At 47.2% G+C, this 16,506-nt stretch carries 16 protein-coding genes; 14 read left to right on the top strand and 2 right to left on the bottom strand.

Translation table 11 applies throughout. From position 1 onward, the window contains the following. Window positions 1-8 precede the first annotated feature (8 nt). Window positions 9-782, bottom strand: a complete 774-nt coding sequence (locus BMZ56_RS09700) for a carboxypeptidase-like regulatory domain-containing protein (protein WP_090626395.1) — start codon at window positions 780-782, stop codon at window positions 9-11. 102 nt (window positions 783-884) lie between these two features. On the opposite strand from BMZ56_RS09700, the gene BMZ56_RS09695 reads away from it, so the two are divergent. Next, window positions 885-1,514, top strand: coding sequence for an RNA polymerase sigma-70 factor (locus BMZ56_RS09695; protein WP_090626394.1), 630 nt, complete (start codon window positions 885-887; stop codon window positions 1,512-1,514). A gap of 64 nt (window positions 1,515-1,578) precedes the next feature. Beyond that, a complete protein-coding gene (locus BMZ56_RS09690) occupies window positions 1,579-2,784 on the top strand; it encodes a FecR family protein (RefSeq protein WP_090626393.1) in 1,206 nt (401 codons plus the stop codon). A 45-nt stretch (window positions 2,785-2,829) separates the two neighbouring features. Here the strand turns inward: BMZ56_RS09690 and BMZ56_RS25605 are convergent, their stop codons facing one another. After that, on the bottom strand, window positions 2,830-2,979 hold the full coding sequence (locus BMZ56_RS25605) for a hypothetical protein (RefSeq protein WP_177195110.1): 150 nt from the start codon (window positions 2,977-2,979) through the stop codon (window positions 2,830-2,832). A 104-nt stretch (window positions 2,980-3,083) separates the two neighbouring features. Here BMZ56_RS25605 and BMZ56_RS09685 point away from each other — a divergent pair, with 104 nt between their 5' ends. The 12 genes from BMZ56_RS09685 to BMZ56_RS09630 all read left to right on the top strand — a co-directional run bounded on the left by BMZ56_RS09685 (window position 3,084) and on the right by BMZ56_RS09630 (window position 16,482). Continuing rightward, window positions 3,084-6,590, top strand: a complete 3,507-nt coding sequence (locus tag BMZ56_RS09685; RefSeq protein ID WP_177195109.1) for a TonB-dependent receptor — start codon at window positions 3,084-3,086, stop codon at window positions 6,588-6,590. Window positions 6,591-6,602: 12 nt separating this feature from the next. Beyond that, a complete protein-coding gene (locus tag BMZ56_RS09680; RefSeq protein WP_090626391.1) occupies window positions 6,603-8,360 on the top strand; it encodes a RagB/SusD family nutrient uptake outer membrane protein in 1,758 nt (585 codons plus the stop codon). 114 nt (window positions 8,361-8,474) lie between these two features. Then, window positions 8,475-9,320, top strand: a complete 846-nt coding sequence (locus tag BMZ56_RS09675) for an ABC transporter ATP-binding protein (RefSeq protein ID WP_090626390.1) — start codon at window positions 8,475-8,477, stop codon at window positions 9,318-9,320. Further along, window positions 9,317-10,120 carry a hypothetical protein gene (locus BMZ56_RS09670; RefSeq protein WP_090626389.1) on the top strand — a complete coding sequence of 268 codons (804 nt, stop codon included), beginning with the start codon at window positions 9,317-9,319 and terminating at the stop codon, window positions 10,118-10,120. Before BMZ56_RS09675 ends, BMZ56_RS09670 begins: the two co-directional genes overlap by 4 nt. Window position 10,121: 1 nt before the next feature. Continuing rightward, a complete protein-coding gene (locus BMZ56_RS09665) occupies window positions 10,122-10,508 on the top strand; it encodes a GntR family transcriptional regulator (RefSeq protein WP_090626388.1) in 387 nt (128 codons plus the stop codon). After that, window positions 10,495-11,250: a hypothetical protein gene (locus tag BMZ56_RS09660; RefSeq protein WP_090626387.1), complete on the top strand. Its 756-nt coding sequence runs from the start codon at window positions 10,495-10,497 to the stop codon at window positions 11,248-11,250. Before BMZ56_RS09665 ends, BMZ56_RS09660 begins: the two co-directional genes overlap by 14 nt. Continuing rightward, the gene (locus BMZ56_RS09655) at window positions 11,228-12,133 is read left to right on the top strand and encodes an ABC transporter ATP-binding protein (RefSeq protein WP_090626386.1); all 906 of its coding nucleotides are present in this window, start codon (window positions 11,228-11,230) and stop codon (window positions 12,131-12,133) included. Before BMZ56_RS09660 ends, BMZ56_RS09655 begins: the two co-directional genes overlap by 23 nt. Beyond that, window positions 12,126-12,902, top strand: coding sequence for an ABC transporter permease (locus BMZ56_RS09650; RefSeq protein WP_090626385.1), 777 nt, complete (start codon window positions 12,126-12,128; stop codon window positions 12,900-12,902). Before BMZ56_RS09655 ends, BMZ56_RS09650 begins: the two co-directional genes overlap by 8 nt. An 11-nt stretch (window positions 12,903-12,913) precedes the next feature. After that, window positions 12,914-13,738: a helix-turn-helix domain-containing protein gene (locus BMZ56_RS09645; protein WP_090626384.1), complete on the top strand. Its 825-nt coding sequence runs from the start codon at window positions 12,914-12,916 to the stop codon at window positions 13,736-13,738. Between the two features lie 73 nt (window positions 13,739-13,811). Next, window positions 13,812-14,387, top strand: a complete 576-nt coding sequence (locus BMZ56_RS09640) for a DUF417 family protein (protein WP_090626383.1) — start codon at window positions 13,812-13,814, stop codon at window positions 14,385-14,387. 79 nt (window positions 14,388-14,466) lie between these two features. After that, on the top strand, window positions 14,467-15,156 hold the full coding sequence (locus BMZ56_RS09635; protein WP_177195108.1) for a FadR/GntR family transcriptional regulator: 690 nt from the start codon (window positions 14,467-14,469) through the stop codon (window positions 15,154-15,156). A gap of 165 nt (window positions 15,157-15,321) precedes the next feature. Then, window positions 15,322-16,482 carry a sialidase family protein gene (locus BMZ56_RS09630; protein ID WP_218146531.1) on the top strand — a complete coding sequence of 387 codons (1,161 nt, stop codon included), beginning with the start codon at window positions 15,322-15,324 and terminating at the stop codon, window positions 16,480-16,482. The last annotated feature ends 24 nt before the right edge of the window (window positions 16,483-16,506 follow it).

Here is a 16,506-nt window from a genome sequence, read left to right as displayed (position 1 = left end):
AGGGTTGGCTATGGCTCCCGGTCAAGGCTGGGCACGTTTTTCGGGTATTTATCCCGATGAGCCCTGAAATCGCGGTAGCTTTCCTGGATATACAGGAGTAGATCGTATTCGTTAAAATCCATTAATTGATCGTAAGTGGGTCTGAAATACCAGTGGAAAACGTCAAGTTCGTCATCCCGAATTTCCGTTTGGGTCTGGATGGTGGCTTTGGTAAACCGGCGATCTACGTAATCTTCCCGCTCGTCGCGGATTAACGCGCTTTTCAATCGTTTGGCTTGCTTCTGCTCGCGTGAAAACGAAGCAAAAAGCACATTGAGATTCACGCCGATCCCTACCGGGCTGAGGGTTAGCGACTCCCATGGTTTCACGGGTTTGAAATTGAACTGGTCGTTAAATTCCCGACGCATCCACAGTGAATCCTGTACGGAGTTACGTTTGCCAAGTACCGTGACTTCATCAAGGTCGAATGTCTTTCCCGATAGGAAGATGCGCAGCAACGTATCGGGCAATGCATACAGCTTGATAGTCACCGAATCATAACCGATGTGTGAAGCGGTAAGCATTACAGGAAAACGGGTGGAATTAGGTAGCCTGAACCGGCCTGCTATATCGGAGACGGTACGCATCGTACCCCATGTGATGCTCACTCCCCGAACAGCCTCTCCGGTATGTTGGTCGTAGACTATGCCTTCCAGATTTTGTGACCATCCTTTTTGAAAGGGGAATGCACAACAAAGTAGTAGAGGCAGATAGCGGAATATGGGGAAACATCGGTGATACATGCCGTAAAAGTAGTCGGGAGCGGATTTACGGTCAAGGAGTTTAACATTTGTTAACGATGGTACAAATAGATTGATGGCTCTGGTTTGCGATCTTCATATAAAATGCCAAACTTAGCACCGGAATCTGATATGTCTGTAAGCCATAATGATATCGATGAACAGGAAATGTTAGCCCGGTTGCAGCTGGGTGAGGAAATGGCGTTCCGGTGGGTTTATGATCGATACAGCCGAGCCATTTACGGCAACATACTTCGGCTGGTACACGACGAAACAGTGGCAGATGACCTGCTTCAGGATGTGTTTGTAAAGATATGGGAACACCGGGAACACATCGATCCCAATCAATCTTTCAGAGCCTATTTATTTACCTGTTCACGCCACTTTGCATTCAATTTCAGGCGTCGGCTACAACTGGAAATCGAAGCAGCAATTCAAATGGCGCGCGGGTATGTAGATAGCGATGACACAGTGGTCGACTCCCTGAATGCGAAAGAAACGGAAGCGCTGCTGCACGGGGCGATCAGTGAATTACCGACGCAGCGACAGCGGATTTTCCGCATGTGCAAAGTCGATGGACTGAGTTATCGACAAGTGGCCGAACAATTGGGGATATCGGAGGCTACCGTGCGCGATCATATCGTCAAAGCCAATAAGTTTATCAAAGACCGGTTAATACAGGGAGGGGGGTATTCTGCACTTTTGCTGACCCTGTGGCTGTTAACCACTTCCTAAAAAAGTTGTGCGCAGAGCAGACCTTGTGATCTTTTCAGGTGTATTCCTATTATAAACACATGCCGTGGCATCAGAAAAGACCAATATTGTATACCTATTGCAGCGCTATAAAAAGGGCAAATGTACAGAAGCTGAACTCAGGCAATTACAACGTTATGTCTCCACAGAACGTTATGCAAACGAGCTTGACGATGCGCTAGGCATGTCCCTGCTTGATTCGGGGTACGATGTGGGACTAGCGGAAGAAAAGTTGGAACGCCTCTACCAGTCGATTGCCGCCAAAACAACTCGGGTAAAAGTCCAGAACGGGAGGCGATTCACGTGGGCGTATGCCGCAGCGGCATCGGTGTTGTTGGTTGCAGCAATATCGCTTTATTTCTACAACGGTTATTCAGGTCGCATTGAGCCGTCATTGGAGCGGGTTGCCAACGTAGATGTAGCCCCCGGCGGCAACCGGGCCACATTGACACTAGCGGATGGCCGCGTGGTGAAGCTTAGTGAACAACAGAAAGGCATCGTTATGGACGGTCAAATCCGGTACGACGATGGCGCCATGTTGCTAGACAATCAGCGAGAGGGCGATATACCTGCCGATCCGTCGAAAACTGTTTTTTATACGCTTGCCACACCACGAGGAGGCACCTATCAAATCACGTTACCCGACAGCACCAAAGTCTGGCTAAATGCCGAGTCGTCGTTGACGTATCCCGCACAATTCACCGGAGATGAGCGAGTCGTAACACTTGACGGAGAAGGATACTTTGCCGTTGCGCACGATGAGCGCAAGGTATTTAAGGTGATCAGCAATGGCCAGGAAGTGGACGTATTGGGCACAGAATTCAACGTTTCCGCCTACCCGGATGCTGCCGAGACCCAAACGACATTGGTACAAGGACGGATTAAGGTGGCACTCACAGGCAACGATGCTACGAATCTGACGTCGGTGGTGCTTGATCCCGGCCAACAAGCAGCAAACTCCAGAGGGACGCAGATCGATGTCCGCAATGTTAAGGTAGCGAGTTACGTTGGCTGGAAAAAAGGAGTCTTTTATTTTGATGAAACCCGGCTAGCGGTTGCGATAGACCAATTGAGCCGGTGGTATGATTTGGAAGTGCATTATCAGGGCCAGATACCCGACACCCATTTTTACGGCGAAATCAACCGGGATAAATCATTACAAGAGGTGCTGGAGATCCTGCAAGAGGGAGGAGTCCGATTCAGCATAGAAAAAGAAGGTGGACAAAATAAGCTCATCGTGCTGGCTCGTTAATAAACGATTTAGTACAAACAAGATACTTGTGTATAAACCAGATTATTAACCATTAATTAAGGAGTGAATGACAAATGAATAGACAACCAACGTAACCAATTCTTCTTTTTGAACGGCATGAAAAAAGCCGGATAGTGCCGCCAGCACTACCCGGAAGTATTTTGCATGCTGTAATGAATGCTCCCTTTGGAGCATGTATTAACCTTTTTTATAAACATACAAAACAGTACAAACATATGATTTTTAACGCATGTGTTAAAGGCCTTTGTAGGCCTCTGACTTATAGATTGCTATTGACGATGAAGTTGATAATCGTGATTTCGTTGGCGGCTGTCTTCCAGGTGACGGCTGGAGGCTATGCGCAAACCATTACATTAAAAGCAAAAAATGTAACGCTTGCCGAAGCGATGCGTAGCATACAGAAACAAAGTGGCTATCCATTTTTCCTGAACGGTAAAGCGGTGGCTACGTCACGGGTGGATGCAGAAATAAAAAATGCAACACTTGAGGAGGCGATGGCTGAGTTGTTGGCGCCTTTGGGACTGGAGTGGGTGCTCAAAGACGAAACCATCGTGGTGAAGCCGCGTAATACAATACATCCGCGTAAACCGACGGAACCTACGAGTCCGCAGCACACTGTCTCGGGACGGGTGAACAATGCGAAAGGGCAACCATTGGTGGGGGCCACGGTAGCAGTGAGGGGCACGGCTGCCATGGTGAGTACCAACGAGCAGGGCAATTATCGGCTGACGATTCCGGACGGCGACGCCGTATTGGTGTTTTCCATGATCGGATATGCCACACAGGAGCGGGCGGTTGGTTCGCTTGCGGTGATCGATATTGTTTTAGAGGAAACGGTGAGTGACTTAGAAGAGGTGGTGGTAGTGGGTTATGGTACCCAGAAAAAAGTAAATGTCATTGGTTCCGTTGCAACTATCGGTTCTACAGCGATCGAAAATCGCTCGGTTTCAACCTTATCAACTTCGCTAGCTGGCTTGGCTGCCGGAGTAAATGTGCAGACGACCACCGGAAAACCGGGTGCAGATGGTGCCAACATACTTATACGGGGTACCGGTACATTGAATAGCACATCACCGTTAGTTGTCATTGATGGGATCGTAGGCTCAATGGATGCTGTAAATCCCAATGATGTCGAGAGCATCTCCGTACTGAAAGACGCGGCCACTGCGGCAATCTACGGTTCGCTGGCTTCAAACGGAGTTATCCTCATTACTACAAAAAAGGGAAACAGCGGCAAAACCAACGTAAGCTATACCGGAATGACTTCCTTGCTTCGTCCCAATAATGTGCCCGAATTCGTGACCGACTACGCACGCCATATGCGCCTGGTAAACGAAGGGTTTACTAACCTCGGGCAGGCCGCCATTTATACCAATGCGACCATCGAAAAGTGGGAGTCAGCTAAAATAGATCCGAATGGTCTGACAGCGCATGGGTATCCGAACCACGTAGCCTATCCAAATACCGATTGGGGAAACGTGTTGTTCGGTGAACGAAAACTATTACAAAACCATAATTTGACACTCAATGGTGGCATAGAAAACACCCATTACTTATTTTCGGTAGGGTATTTTGATAACCCCGGAACAATGCCCGAAACGGGGGCCGACAAAATTCGGATGCGGATAAACCTGCAATCAAAAGTAGCCAAATTCCTCACCGTAGGTACACAGACTTTCGGCGATCTTCAGCATACCAGTGTTGCTGATGTGGCGACAGCCTATTCTTATCTCACTCAAACGGTACCGGGGGTTTACCCCGTTTATAACGGTATGTTCGGGTTTCCGGCTGCGGCGGAAGAATCGGCAACGGCTAATAATGCAATCGCCTGGTTATACGGGCAGGGCGGGCGTAATCAAGTGAGCCGGATCAATACGACGTTGTTTGCGAAACTTGACCTGTATAAGGGGCTGGAATTTGAATCGAAGGTACACTACAATCAATCCCATACCGAGAATAACACGCACCCCATTCCCTACGAAAAATGGAACTTTGCAACCCATACGTTGAGCACAGCAGCACAGCCGGCCGCTCAATTGTCAACCCGATATTCGCTGTACAAAAGCTATAACGTGATCCTGGATAACGTGTTGCGGTACAACGGTTCGTTTGCTGACCATGATCTGGGTGCCATCGTGGGATATAACCAGCAGTATTTTAATCAGTACTACTTCGATGCCTCGAAACAGGGGCTTACTCATCCTGACCTGACCACATTGAATTCAGCTACGACGATGACCGGGATTAACGGCGACGAAATAGATAACGGATTGAAGTCCGTGTTCGGACGGATTAACTATGCCTATAAAGAGCGGTACCTGGCTGAGGCTGTCTTCCGGAATGACGGATCATCTCGTTTCGGAGAAGCTACCCGATGGGGGTTCTTTCCCGCATTCTCCGCTGGGTGGCGTATTTCGGAAGAGCCTTTTATGCAACCTGTTAAAACCATATTTGACGATTTACGGATCCGTGCATCCTGGGGGCGTACCGGTAGCATCCCAAGTGGAAATTACGATCACCTGCCAGCCTACGGTACCGTCAATTACTCCTTCAACAATACAGCGGTGAAGGGCCTCGCTCAAACGAAGACCGGCAACCGCAACCTAAGATGGGAAACTACCACAACTACGAATATAGGTTTAAGTGGTTTGGCACTCAATGGTAAACTGAATTTCGATATAGATGCGTATCAAGGATTTACCGATGGTATCCTGTTTGTTCCCAATATTCCGCTTATCGTTGGAACGGCTAGCCCGGCAACAATGAATATCGCCGAGGTGACCAAGCGGGGGATTGAATTGAGCCTTGGGTATCAAAACCATATCAACGATTTTCGTTATTCCGTCGCCGGGAATTTTGCCTACAACACCAACCGGGTGGATCTCTATAAAGGCAGATTGAATGAAGGTTACATAGCGGATGCCGACGGAAACCAAGTATATCAATCCAATATCGGTACGGTATCTTCGGGTGGCACGGAGCGCATTCTGGAAGGTCATGCGATTAAAGAACTATACCTGTATCCGACGTATCAAGGATCTGGCAATTATGTTCTCCCGGATGGTTCACTGGATGTCAACGGCGGCCCACAGGATGGGATGATCCGGACACCGGACGATATGGAATGGTTGCGGCAGATGGTGGCTGCCGGATACCGGTTCCAGCCGGCAGATGGGATTGACCCCACCAAAATTTGGTACGGTGATTTAATCTATGCAGATAGGAACGGGGATGGGATTTATGGCAACGTATACGACCAGCAGTTTACCGGAAAGCGGGCTACACCCGCAATAAACTATGGGTTGACAATCAATCTGTCGTACCGTGGGGTTGATGCTTCCATGGTATGGTCGGGCGCGGCTGGTATGTATTATTACTGGAACACCCTGTACCTGAACCAGTCGATTGTTGCGCAGGGAAAATCGGTACCCATATTGGTGGCCGACAATCATTTTTATTACAATGAAGCGAATCCGGGCGATCCCACGAATAGCGTGACAGGGCATTATCCACGGCTGAAGGGGGTAGCTGATGCACAAAATGGTCGAACCAGCGATTACTTTCTCTACAATGCTTCCTTTGCAAAACTTCGTAACCTGCAGCTGGGATACACGATTCCTGAACGGTTAACGAGCAGACTGTCAATAAGCAGATTGCGGGTTTATTTAGCGGGTGAAAATTTACTGACGTTGACAAAATTTCCAGGTTTAGATCCCGAGATCGGCCCCAATCCGAATTATCCCACCATGCGCCAATTTTCACTGGGATTGAATGTCACATTTTAAAGGAGAACAATCATGAAGAAAATCATTGCCATCATCATAACATTAAGTGTTTGCGCTTGCAAAGACAACTTACTGGACACCGCCCCTCATTCGTCGGTTTCCACCACAACCATGTGGACCACAGATAATCTGACGGACCTGGGGGTAGCAGGGGTATATAACGCACTTCGGCTTGATTTGGGCCATAGTGGAATGACCACCGTTCATGAGCTTTACCAAACGGATCGTTTTGGCTTTACCGGACAAGGGCGGTGGGATGAACCCCTGCTACGCGGTACCATCACCGCTGGCGATGGGATGTTTGCGAAGGTATGGCAACACATGTATGAGGGCATTCAGCGAGCGAATGACGCTTTATTGAATATCCCAGGCAAATCGCCTTCAAACGAAGAAAAGAAAGCACGCTACCTGGCAGAATGTAAGTTTCTTCGCGCGTATTTTTACTTCCGGTTAAACCAATTGTATAAAGGAGTGCCTATTTACCTCGAACCCTTCACGCCTGCGGAAGCCATCAAGTCGAGGGCTTCTGAAACCGAAGTGTGGGATCAGGTGATCGCTGATCTAACCGACTGCATCAATGAACCGAACCTGCCCGATCGATATGCCACCGGGGATGGCAACTATGGCCATGCCACCAAAAGCGCAGCGTATGCCTTACGCGGAAAAGTGTACATCTATCGGGAAGATTGGGAAAAAGCAATAGCAGATTTCCAACAGGTGAAAGATGCCGGCCATACATTGTTTGCGGATTATAAAACCTTGTTTACAGAAGCGAATGAACAGTGTCCAGAAATGATTTTTTCGCTCCAACACCGGGGCGAGCAGGGATATGGCAACAACTTCCAACTGTTTATTGGATGGCCTTCGGCATTCCGACGCGGCTGGAATTACTACATGCCTTCACCGAACCTGGTAGATCTCCATGAAAATATCGACGGAACCAAGTTCAACTGGGACGACGTCATTCCGGGCTATTCCTCGCTTACCGAATCAGCGCGCGAAGTGTATTTTCTGAGAGACAACCTCACCGCAGAAGAATATGCTGCGGCAGAGGAGCGGGGAGCCAAAATGAGCCTGTATTTGCCAGAGGGCAACGAAGCGCGGATAAAAAAGGCTTATGAAAACCGGGATCCTCGTCTACAGGCCAATGTACTAACGCCGTATGCTACCTTCCGCGGGGCATTCAATTTTACCGATGTTGAAAGCGTACAGACCATGAGGTGGCCTTTCCGCGGACAAGCAGCCGTGGGCGGCGACATCCAAAGTGACACGCAGATCAACTTTTACTATTTTTATCGAAAGTTTGTGATTGAGGGAGTTTCGGGTCTGATCGATCGCAACTATGGCCCTACAGACTTTCCGATATTACGGTATGCAGATGTGCTCCTGATGTGGGCCGAGGCATTGAATGAATTGGGGCTTGAGGCGGAGGCGGTAGAGAAAGTCAATGAAGTACGAGGCAGAGCAGGGGTAGCTTTATTGAATTCAAATGCGGCAACGGCGGTGACCGGACAAGACAATTTACGCGAACGGATCCGGAATGAACGGAGGGTTGAATTCCCCGGCGAGGGCATCAATTATTTTGATGAACTACGGTGGAAGACCTGGAAGGAAAAAGTCTTTTATCCCGGAAATGGCAAAAAGCAAATCTGGGGAGGTAATGTAAGCGATTATTCTTACAAAGGAGATTTCTTGTATACCTGGCCCATTCCCACCGGAGAAATACAAATGAACCCCAACCTTGTTCAAAATCCCGGATGGATTGATTGAGTGGATACAAGCCCGTGTTAGCAACGCTTAATGCGGGCTTTCTTTATTTATTTTTTGCAAATTAAGATCGGATCCTTACTTTTGTAGTGTACTATTTAACTAATACACTTAAGTATGGTCCGATTGTCTGATTTGACCTTTGGTTACAAGAACCAACCCACACTGTTCAACGGCCTTGATTTACAGTTGGAGGCGGGGCATATCTATGGACTGCTCGGCAAAAATGGCGTGGGGAAGACCACGTTGTTAAAAAATATGATCGGATTGTGCTATCCAACCTCCGGACAGGCAACCCTAGGTGGCGTGGATGTGACCAAACGGCGTCCGGATTTGTTAAGTCAAGTGTTTTTTCTGCCCGAGGAACCCTTCATTCCCGATATGACCGCAAAAACTTTCTTGAAAACAATCAGTCCTTTTTATCCCAATTTTGATCGGTTGCAATTCCAGCGATACCAGGACGATTTCGAGGTACCCCTCGAGCGTGTGCTCACTAAGCTATCGTTGGGCCAGCAGAAGAAATTCATGGTGGCATTCGGGCTGGCCTGTCGAACGGCGTTGCTGGTGATGGACGAACCGACCAACGGATTGGATATTCCCTCCAAGGTGCAATTCCGTAAGGTGCTCGCCGCCGCTGTTGACGACGAACGTTGCGTCGTACTTTCTACACATCAGGTAAGAGACCTGGACAGCCTGATCGATTCGGTAGTCGTATTGCACGATGGGCAGATTAAACTGCACATTTCGTTGGATAGATTGACGGAACGAATCCGCTTTGGAAAGATTTTGGGAACTTCCAATGAGACCCTATTATATGGTGAAGAAGCATTTGATGGCGTTCATGCGATCCTATCGAACCCGGAGGGGATAGCCAGTAGGCCTGATCTGGAGCTGCTGTTCAACGCGGTGATCAGCAATTCGGCGGTGATAAGCGATTACTTAACAACGGAGGCGAAACAATGAACAATGTATTCAGTTTGAACCGGTTTTTATTGCTTGCCCGTGGTCATTTCAAAAAAAACCTGAAGACGTATGTGGTGAGTTGCCTCGTGTTTGCGGGGGTTACCTTTGGTTTATTCTATTTGCTGATTTCGTCAAAACGGGCGGAAGTGGTGACTGCCGGCGATCAATTTGCGATTTATGTCATCGTGATTTATGGCGGCTTATTCATTTTTTCAGCTTCCATTTTTCAACCGTTTCAACATGCTAGGGAGAGAATCTTTCAATTGCTGCTTCCTGCATCCCGCTTTGAAAAATTTCTGCTAGCCTGGTTGGTATCCTTGGTAGGTTATACGGCGTGTGCCAATGGAATTTTCTTTGTAGCGCGCTATGGCGTCCTTCAATACTACATGCTAAAAGGCTATGAAGTATCGGCTTTTCCGGGCTACAGTTGGCTTTTGCATCAGAAAGATGGAGAGACTTTGGCAGCGATGTTTGGGATGATCTATGTCTTTATCCATGCCTTTGCGCTGGTCGGTTCGATGATATTCAGAAAAATAGCAGTATTGAAAGCTTCATTTTTGCTGCTGTTGGTGTTAGCCGGATACTGGATATTCATTGGCACGCTATTCAAAACGTTATTTCCACAGGTGGCCACAACGGCATCGCTGTTACCATTTACACCGCTTCATATCACAAACGAAGGAACTTCTTATACGGTAGCCATTTCGGGTTGGCTTTATTGGCTGTTGGCACTTTCATTGGTCATCATCGGTTTGCTCTGGCTTGCGGCGTACCACAAATTGCGTGAAAAAGAGGCTTGATATGGATTTTAAAAGTAAAGACGCTATTTACCTACAGATTGCTGACTATGTAAATGAGCACATCTTACTGGCGCGCTGGGCCATCAATGAGAAGATACCTTCGGTAAGGGAACTGGCGGCCCACTTGCAGGTAAATCCCAATACAGTCATGCGGACGTATGAACACCTTCAGCAATCGGGTATTATTTACAACAAGCGGGGTATCGGCTTTTTCGTAGCTGAACAGGCCAGACGTCACATAAAAAAGCAGCAGCGCGAGCGTTTTCTCGAAAGGGACCTGCCTGAGTTCTTCAGGAACATTTACCTGTTGGGAATAAACATGGATGAAATTACGGAAAAATATCAGTTGTATCTCAACGATAACTACGCGGACCATGAAAACAAGTAACAAATTGTTAGCGGTTGCTTCGCTGCTGTTAGTGACGGCTGCGATTGTAAATGCATTAACCTTAAAAAGCCGATTTAATGCAATGTTGACTGAAGCACCTGCCACACTTCGAGCGTTTCATGCGGAAGCCTTCAATGCCGTGGAGTTGTTGGGTACCGCACCGAAAGGGATGAAGTTACGTGTTGCCATGAAACGTGCCGATCGCCTAGCCGTACGTTATGCCGATTTGGATTTTATCCATATCCAGCAGACGGGCACCACCCTGAAGATCACCATCGACCATCCGAAGGACTACACAACCGACATCCGGAAACAGCCGGAAATCAGTATTGAATGCCCTAATTTAATCGCCTTAACGGCGGTCGGAACACCCCTGGATAGTCTGGACCTGCCGGGGGATGCACATGCGCTCACGCGCCGGGCTTACAGCGTCAGCACAGTGAATATCCAGGGTTTTCAGGACAATGGGCTGCAGGTGATGGCTTCAAACGGTATGGAAGTAACGATGCATAATACCAAGATCGATTCCTTGTCGGCAGTAGTGGGCCGGGCAGCTAAGCTAGAAATCCGCCAAGATACACTGACATATGCCCGGTTAAACGTGGGCAACGAAGGAACGGTCATGCTTGATCAAACATCGATCGGCACCCTGTCTACGCGTGTAGCAAAAAAGGGGCAAGTGATCGTAAAGGGGGAGCAATTGATAACAGTCTACGGAAATGGCGAGCATCGTAACCCATAAACTGAACTGCCGTAGGGGTCGGAATCAGATTCTCAAGGATATAAGTTTAAGCGTTCCAAAAGGTAGTATTTACGGCTACCTGGGGAGAAATGGTGCGGGAAAATCAACCACCATAAAATTGCTTCTTGGATTACTGAAGGAAAAGGGAGATAATATCTTTATCCAAAACTTAAGTCTGAAAAATGATAGCACAAAAATACATTTCATTACCGGTAGTTTAATTGAATCGCCTTGTTTTTATACAAGACTGACGGTAAGTGAAAATTTGAAATACCTCGATATCATCTATGGCGGTGGAAAAAAGAGGATTGCGGAAGTGCTGGAACTCGTCGACTTAGAACAACAGCGAAACAAACGAGCGTCCGCCTTATCCATGGGCATGAAACAGCGTCTTGGAATCGCAATTGCTATTTACCACGACCCGGAAATCCTGATTCTGGATGAACCGCTGAATGGCCTGGATCCTCAGGGGATATTTGAAATGCGAAAGCTCTTTAAAAACCTCAATGAACGGGGAAAGACCATCTTTCTGTCCAGCCACATCCTGGGTGAACTCGACAAGACGGCAACGCATATCGGAATCATCGACAAAGGGCATATGGTTTTTCAGGGAACTAAAAATGAATTATTGGAAGGCGTCCGGCGAACCATCCACATTACCCCAGGCCGACCTGAACGTGTCGTAGAACTACTCATTGAAAATGGGTTTTCAATCGCCGAAAAAGATGAAAAGTCTATTACAGTGGTTGTCGGCAAAGACCGTGAATTTAATGCGATGGTACAGGTACTTGTCCATAATGACGTTGAGATCCATGACATCAGTTCTCGTACCGTAGATTTAGAGCAGATTTTCATGAACTTAATTTCAAAAAACGATGAGTGATACCTTTCGTGCGGCTTATGCGTCCGAATTCTATAAACTTTCAAAGAACAAGGAAATAGTTGTACTCCTGTTAATCCCAGTTGCTTTGACGATATTCGTTGCCGGATACCTGTATTACGATGTTTCACAGAATCCAGTCGGGGAGATTGATGGGAGTATTAATCCTTGGCAAGGTATGTTTGGAAAAGACGTCTTTCAGTTCTTCTATCTTTTGTATCCGATATTGGTTGCCATATTTGTACATGCTTGCTGCGATATAGAATACAAAAACAACAACTATAAAGTCTTATTTACGCTACCTATTTCCAAACATAAAATATTTATTGCTAAGGTTTTATTTATTTTTATAACCGTTTTGCTATCTGTGTCACTGTCCTATTTTGCCTTTTTATTGTGCGGGTATTTACTCGGTGTCGTTTTGCCGGAAATCGGTTTTCAGAACTACGATTTTAGGAGTGTGTCGTTCTTTGTATTTCTGAAACTATATGTTGCACTTGCAGCGATATCATCCATCCAACTTTGCTTAAGTTTGCAATTTAAGAATTTCATTTATCCCATCGGATTGGGTATGTTCTTGTTGGTGTTTTCCACGATCGTTTGGCAAAAGGACTTTTCTGACTTTATTCCCTATACCGGATCGTTCAAATCGTACCTCAATATGTTGAGTGAAAATACGCGGTTTGAACGGTTAGATTATTTAAATCTTTGTTCGGTTTTGGTATTTCTCGTTGGAAGTTTCTATCTTTTTAAGCGGAAAATTTACGATTGAAATCGCAACCCATGCAAATCCATATTGATACGATCCATCCGCAAAAGCAACCCCACCCGGAAGACTACCCGCTGTATCAAATTTTTCTTCTTCCCGGGCCGATGGAGGTCGCGGTCGATTTTATTTCCTACCACACTACATCCGCTTCGCTGCTTTTTTTAAGCCCGTATCAACATCTTGAATGGAAAACGCCGACAATACAGCCGGTTGTCCAGATTTTATTTCACGGGGACTTCTATTGCATTGAATACCATAAAAAGGAAGTGGCCTGCAATGGGCTGCTGTTTAATAACATCTATCTCCGGCCTTTCGTCAATGTATCGGCATCCGTATATGACGAGATTGTGCACTTGGTCAATAACATGAAGAGGGAGCTAACGACCCATTCCTCATTTTCGACTTCGGTACTAAAGGCTTATTTGCAGCTTATTCTAGCCTTGTCCAGCAAGGCAAAAAAACAGCAAGTGGATATGGATTTGCTCACGGATAACATGGAGATGCAGGAAGGGGAGAGCTTTCAGCAACTGCTGGAAGAACATTTTGCAACGACCAGATCGGTAAGTTTCTATGCCGGGATACTGAACCTAAGCATCGATACGTTCAGCAGGAAAATAAAACGGCAATTGGGCAAACTACCTTCTACACTTATTCAGGAGCGCGTGATCCTGGAAGCTAAAAAATTACTGCACCTTACTTATTTATCTATAAAGGAAATCGCACTGAAACTGCATTTTGAAGACGAGCATTATTTCAGCAGGTACTTCAAAAAGTATGTGGGTATTTCACCGTCCGAATTCAGGTTACAGGTCGGAATTTCCATCGTCGCAGCGAAATAGTTCACGGCAAATCCGTTTTTGTCCATTTTCTTGCACATCATTGTCCTATACTTTTGTCCGTAAAATGAGAACAATGAATAACCTGTTACATTTCTTGGCAAGCACACAGCGCGGTTTTATACACCTTTTGCGGATTTCCATTTTTATTGTCATGGCTTGGATCGGCGGCCTGAAGGCATTTCAATACGAAGCGGACGGCATTGTGCCTTTCGTGGCAAACAGTCCACTGATGGGGTTTTTCTATGCGAAAGAGGCACCCGAATACCAGGCGTATAAGAATCCAGAAGGGAAGACGGTAACCAAAAATATCGACTGGCATAAGGCAAACGGAACCTACATCTTTTCGTACGGTTTGGGAGCGGCTATTGTCGCAATCGGCCTACTGACTTTGGCCGGAATCTGGTCGGCAAAACTGGGAGTGGTCGGTGGGCTTCTGACATTTCTGATGTCGATTGTGACCTTATCTTTTCTGATCACGACACCGGAGGTATACGTGCCTAACCTAGGCGGCGACTTTCCTACTCCCAACCATGGATTTCCATATCTCTCAGGTGCGGGCCGGTTGGTGCTGAAAGATGTGATTATGCTGGCCGCAGGCCTCGTTGTGGCGTCCGATGCGGCCCAGCGCATGTTGAAAAAACAAAATTAAACCTAACTTATTTTCATACTTTTGGGGCAGGTTTATCAAAGGGGGGTGCCCCAGAATGGACCGGAAGGAATCGAATTGTATGGAAGATCACTTGCTTAACCCCATCGTGAGCATCACGATGACCGATCAAGCTGAACAGCGTCTGCGCGAATATTTCGCCAACAAAGGGTTCAAAATCGGTGATACACTGCCCAAGGAAATGGAACTGGCCGAAGCACTGGGTGTGAGCCGAAGCGTGATCCGGGAAGCAATGAGTCGCCTGCGCATGCTAGGGCTGGTTGATGTGCGGAAACGGAGAGGAACCATCCTCACCGAACCGGATGTGTTGGGCGGTATGGAGCGGATTCTTCACCCTAAACTCCTCGGTAAAGGTACGTTGAAGCGCTTGTTTGAAGTACGATTGATGCTGGAAATGGGCCTTGGTGATTTTTTATACAGTCGGATTAAACCTGCGGATTTTAAGAAACTGGAGCAGCTATTGAAAGAGGAACGCGCAACTACTGACAAAGCCGAACTGATCCGGTTGGACATTCTGTTTCACGCTACACTGTATGGAATTACAGACAATCCTGTATTGACTCGGTTTCAAAGCATGTTACAGCCAATCTTTCAATATGTGCTCGATTACCGCGAGCAAATACACCAACCCGGGGCCGCACCCAGCGTTACACATGCGGACCTTGTAGAAACACTACGCCATGGAAATCCTGCTTCTTTTCGTGAGGCAATGCGAATTCATTTTGAGCTTCATTTTCAGTTAATTAGCTGAATTTTTCTAAAAAATTAATTGAAAAATTTGTATTTCTGAAAAGGAGTATAGTATATTTGTCAAGCATAATACGTCAGACATATATGATTTAAATAAAAAGGATAAGTTCCGTGTTTATTTCTCAATAATATGTTTGACATATAAACATGTAATGTAAAACCAATTATGACGAAACAAGTGATGAAATCGTATTTTTCAGTTTGTATTGTTCTTGTATTCATCGGATTATCCGTTGCCTGTCAAGAAACGAGGGACAGGAATAACAACGAAACGACAAACGGCATTCAGACAATCGATCTGTCAAACGATTCGGCGCGGCAGGTGATTGTGGCACAGGGTACTCCCGAGGTGTACCAAGGTCATCCCACGACGGTTCTTTTGCCCGACGGCAAAACGATGTACTGCGTTTGGACGTATAACCATGGCGGCGTATGCGGCCCGCTGAAACGCAGCGACGATGGGGGGCGTACATGGAGCGAGCTGCTTGATGTCCCGGAAAATTGGTCGACAGTTTACAACTGTCCCACGATATACCGGTTGCCTGACCCACAAGGTAATTACAGCCTCTTTGTGTTTGCTGGAGAAGGGCCGGATGGAAGCATGTACCAGTCGCGCTCCGATGACGACGGTAAAACTTGGTCGCCGATGGTTTCCAACCATGTAGGGGCGAGCGTGATGCCGTTCTGTACTATTATGCCTATCGAAGGGGGAAAGAGGTTGCTCGGCCTATCGAACATTCGGCGACCGGGCGAGCAGAAGGAAGAGCGGTCCAATGTCCTGGCGCGGAGTTATTCCGACGATGGAGGGGCCACCTGGACACCCTGGGAAGTGGTCCTCGATTTACCGGGTTTGAAGCCCTGCGAACCCGAACTGGTACGTTCACCCGACGGCAAGCAATTGCTCTGTCTCATCCGTGAAAATGCAAAACGCATAGCCTTGTTTATGACGAGTGACGATGAAGGAGCTTCTTGGTCGGAACCAAAGCCCCTTCCGGGCCCATTGCACGGCGATCGGCACAAGGCTAACTATGCGGCGGATGGCCGCCTCGTCGTGGTATTCCGTGATACGGGACACGATAATCCCACGCGTACGCATTTTGTGGCGTGGGTAGGTACGTATGACGATATTTTACAGGGTAACGAAGGTCAATACCGCGTAAAGCTGCTGCATAGTCACAAAGGGATGGATTGCGGCTATCCTGGCCTTGAGCGGTTGCCCGATGGCACGTTCGTAGCCACCACCTACGTGAAATATAGAGAAGGGTCGGAACAAAATTCGGTAGTAAGTACGCGGTTTACCCTCGACGAACTCGATAACCAAGAGTAATTACAACATATCCAATTAAACGTT

This window comes from Parapedobacter indicus (assembly GCF_900113765.1).
In the GTDB taxonomy this organism is placed as follows: domain Bacteria; phylum Bacteroidota; class Bacteroidia; order Sphingobacteriales; family Sphingobacteriaceae; genus Parapedobacter; species Parapedobacter indicus.
The sequence above is the reverse complement of the archived record's forward strand: the minus strand, read 5'-3'. Positions and strand labels throughout refer to the sequence as shown.

Excerpts from the sequence above, each read along its gene's own strand:
- BMZ56_RS09645 (WP_090626384.1), top strand. The coding sequence starts at position 12,914 with ATGCAAATCCATATTGATACGATCCATCCGCAAAAGCAACCCCACCCG.
- BMZ56_RS09700 (WP_090626395.1), bottom strand. The coding sequence starts at position 782 with ATGTATCACCGATGTTTCCCCATATTCCGCTATCTGCCTCTACTACTT.
- BMZ56_RS09680 (WP_090626391.1), top strand. The coding sequence starts at position 6,603 with ATGAAGAAAATCATTGCCATCATCATAACATTAAGTGTTTGCGCTTGC.
- BMZ56_RS09670 (WP_090626389.1), top strand. The coding sequence starts at position 9,317 with ATGAACAATGTATTCAGTTTGAACCGGTTTTTATTGCTTGCCCGTGGT.
- BMZ56_RS09695 (WP_090626394.1), top strand. The coding sequence starts at position 885 with ATGCCAAACTTAGCACCGGAATCTGATATGTCTGTAAGCCATAATGAT.
- BMZ56_RS09650 (WP_090626385.1), top strand. The coding sequence starts at position 12,126 with ATGAGTGATACCTTTCGTGCGGCTTATGCGTCCGAATTCTATAAACTT.
- BMZ56_RS09640 (WP_090626383.1), top strand. The coding sequence starts at position 13,812 with ATGAATAACCTGTTACATTTCTTGGCAAGCACACAGCGCGGTTTTATA.
- BMZ56_RS25605 (WP_177195110.1), bottom strand. The coding sequence starts at position 2,979 with ATGCTCCAAAGGGAGCATTCATTACAGCATGCAAAATACTTCCGGGTA.
- BMZ56_RS09660 (WP_090626387.1), top strand. The coding sequence starts at position 10,495 with ATGAAAACAAGTAACAAATTGTTAGCGGTTGCTTCGCTGCTGTTAGTG.
- BMZ56_RS09675 (WP_090626390.1), top strand. The coding sequence starts at position 8,475 with ATGGTCCGATTGTCTGATTTGACCTTTGGTTACAAGAACCAACCCACA.
- BMZ56_RS09630 (WP_218146531.1), top strand. The coding sequence starts at position 15,322 with ATGACGAAACAAGTGATGAAATCGTATTTTTCAGTTTGTATTGTTCTT.
- BMZ56_RS09685 (WP_177195109.1), top strand. The coding sequence starts at position 3,084 with ATGAAGTTGATAATCGTGATTTCGTTGGCGGCTGTCTTCCAGGTGACG.
- BMZ56_RS09665 (WP_090626388.1), top strand. The coding sequence starts at position 10,122 with ATGGATTTTAAAAGTAAAGACGCTATTTACCTACAGATTGCTGACTAT.
- BMZ56_RS09635 (WP_177195108.1), top strand. The coding sequence starts at position 14,467 with ATGGAAGATCACTTGCTTAACCCCATCGTGAGCATCACGATGACCGAT.
- BMZ56_RS09655 (WP_090626386.1), top strand. The coding sequence starts at position 11,228 with ATGGCGAGCATCGTAACCCATAAACTGAACTGCCGTAGGGGTCGGAAT.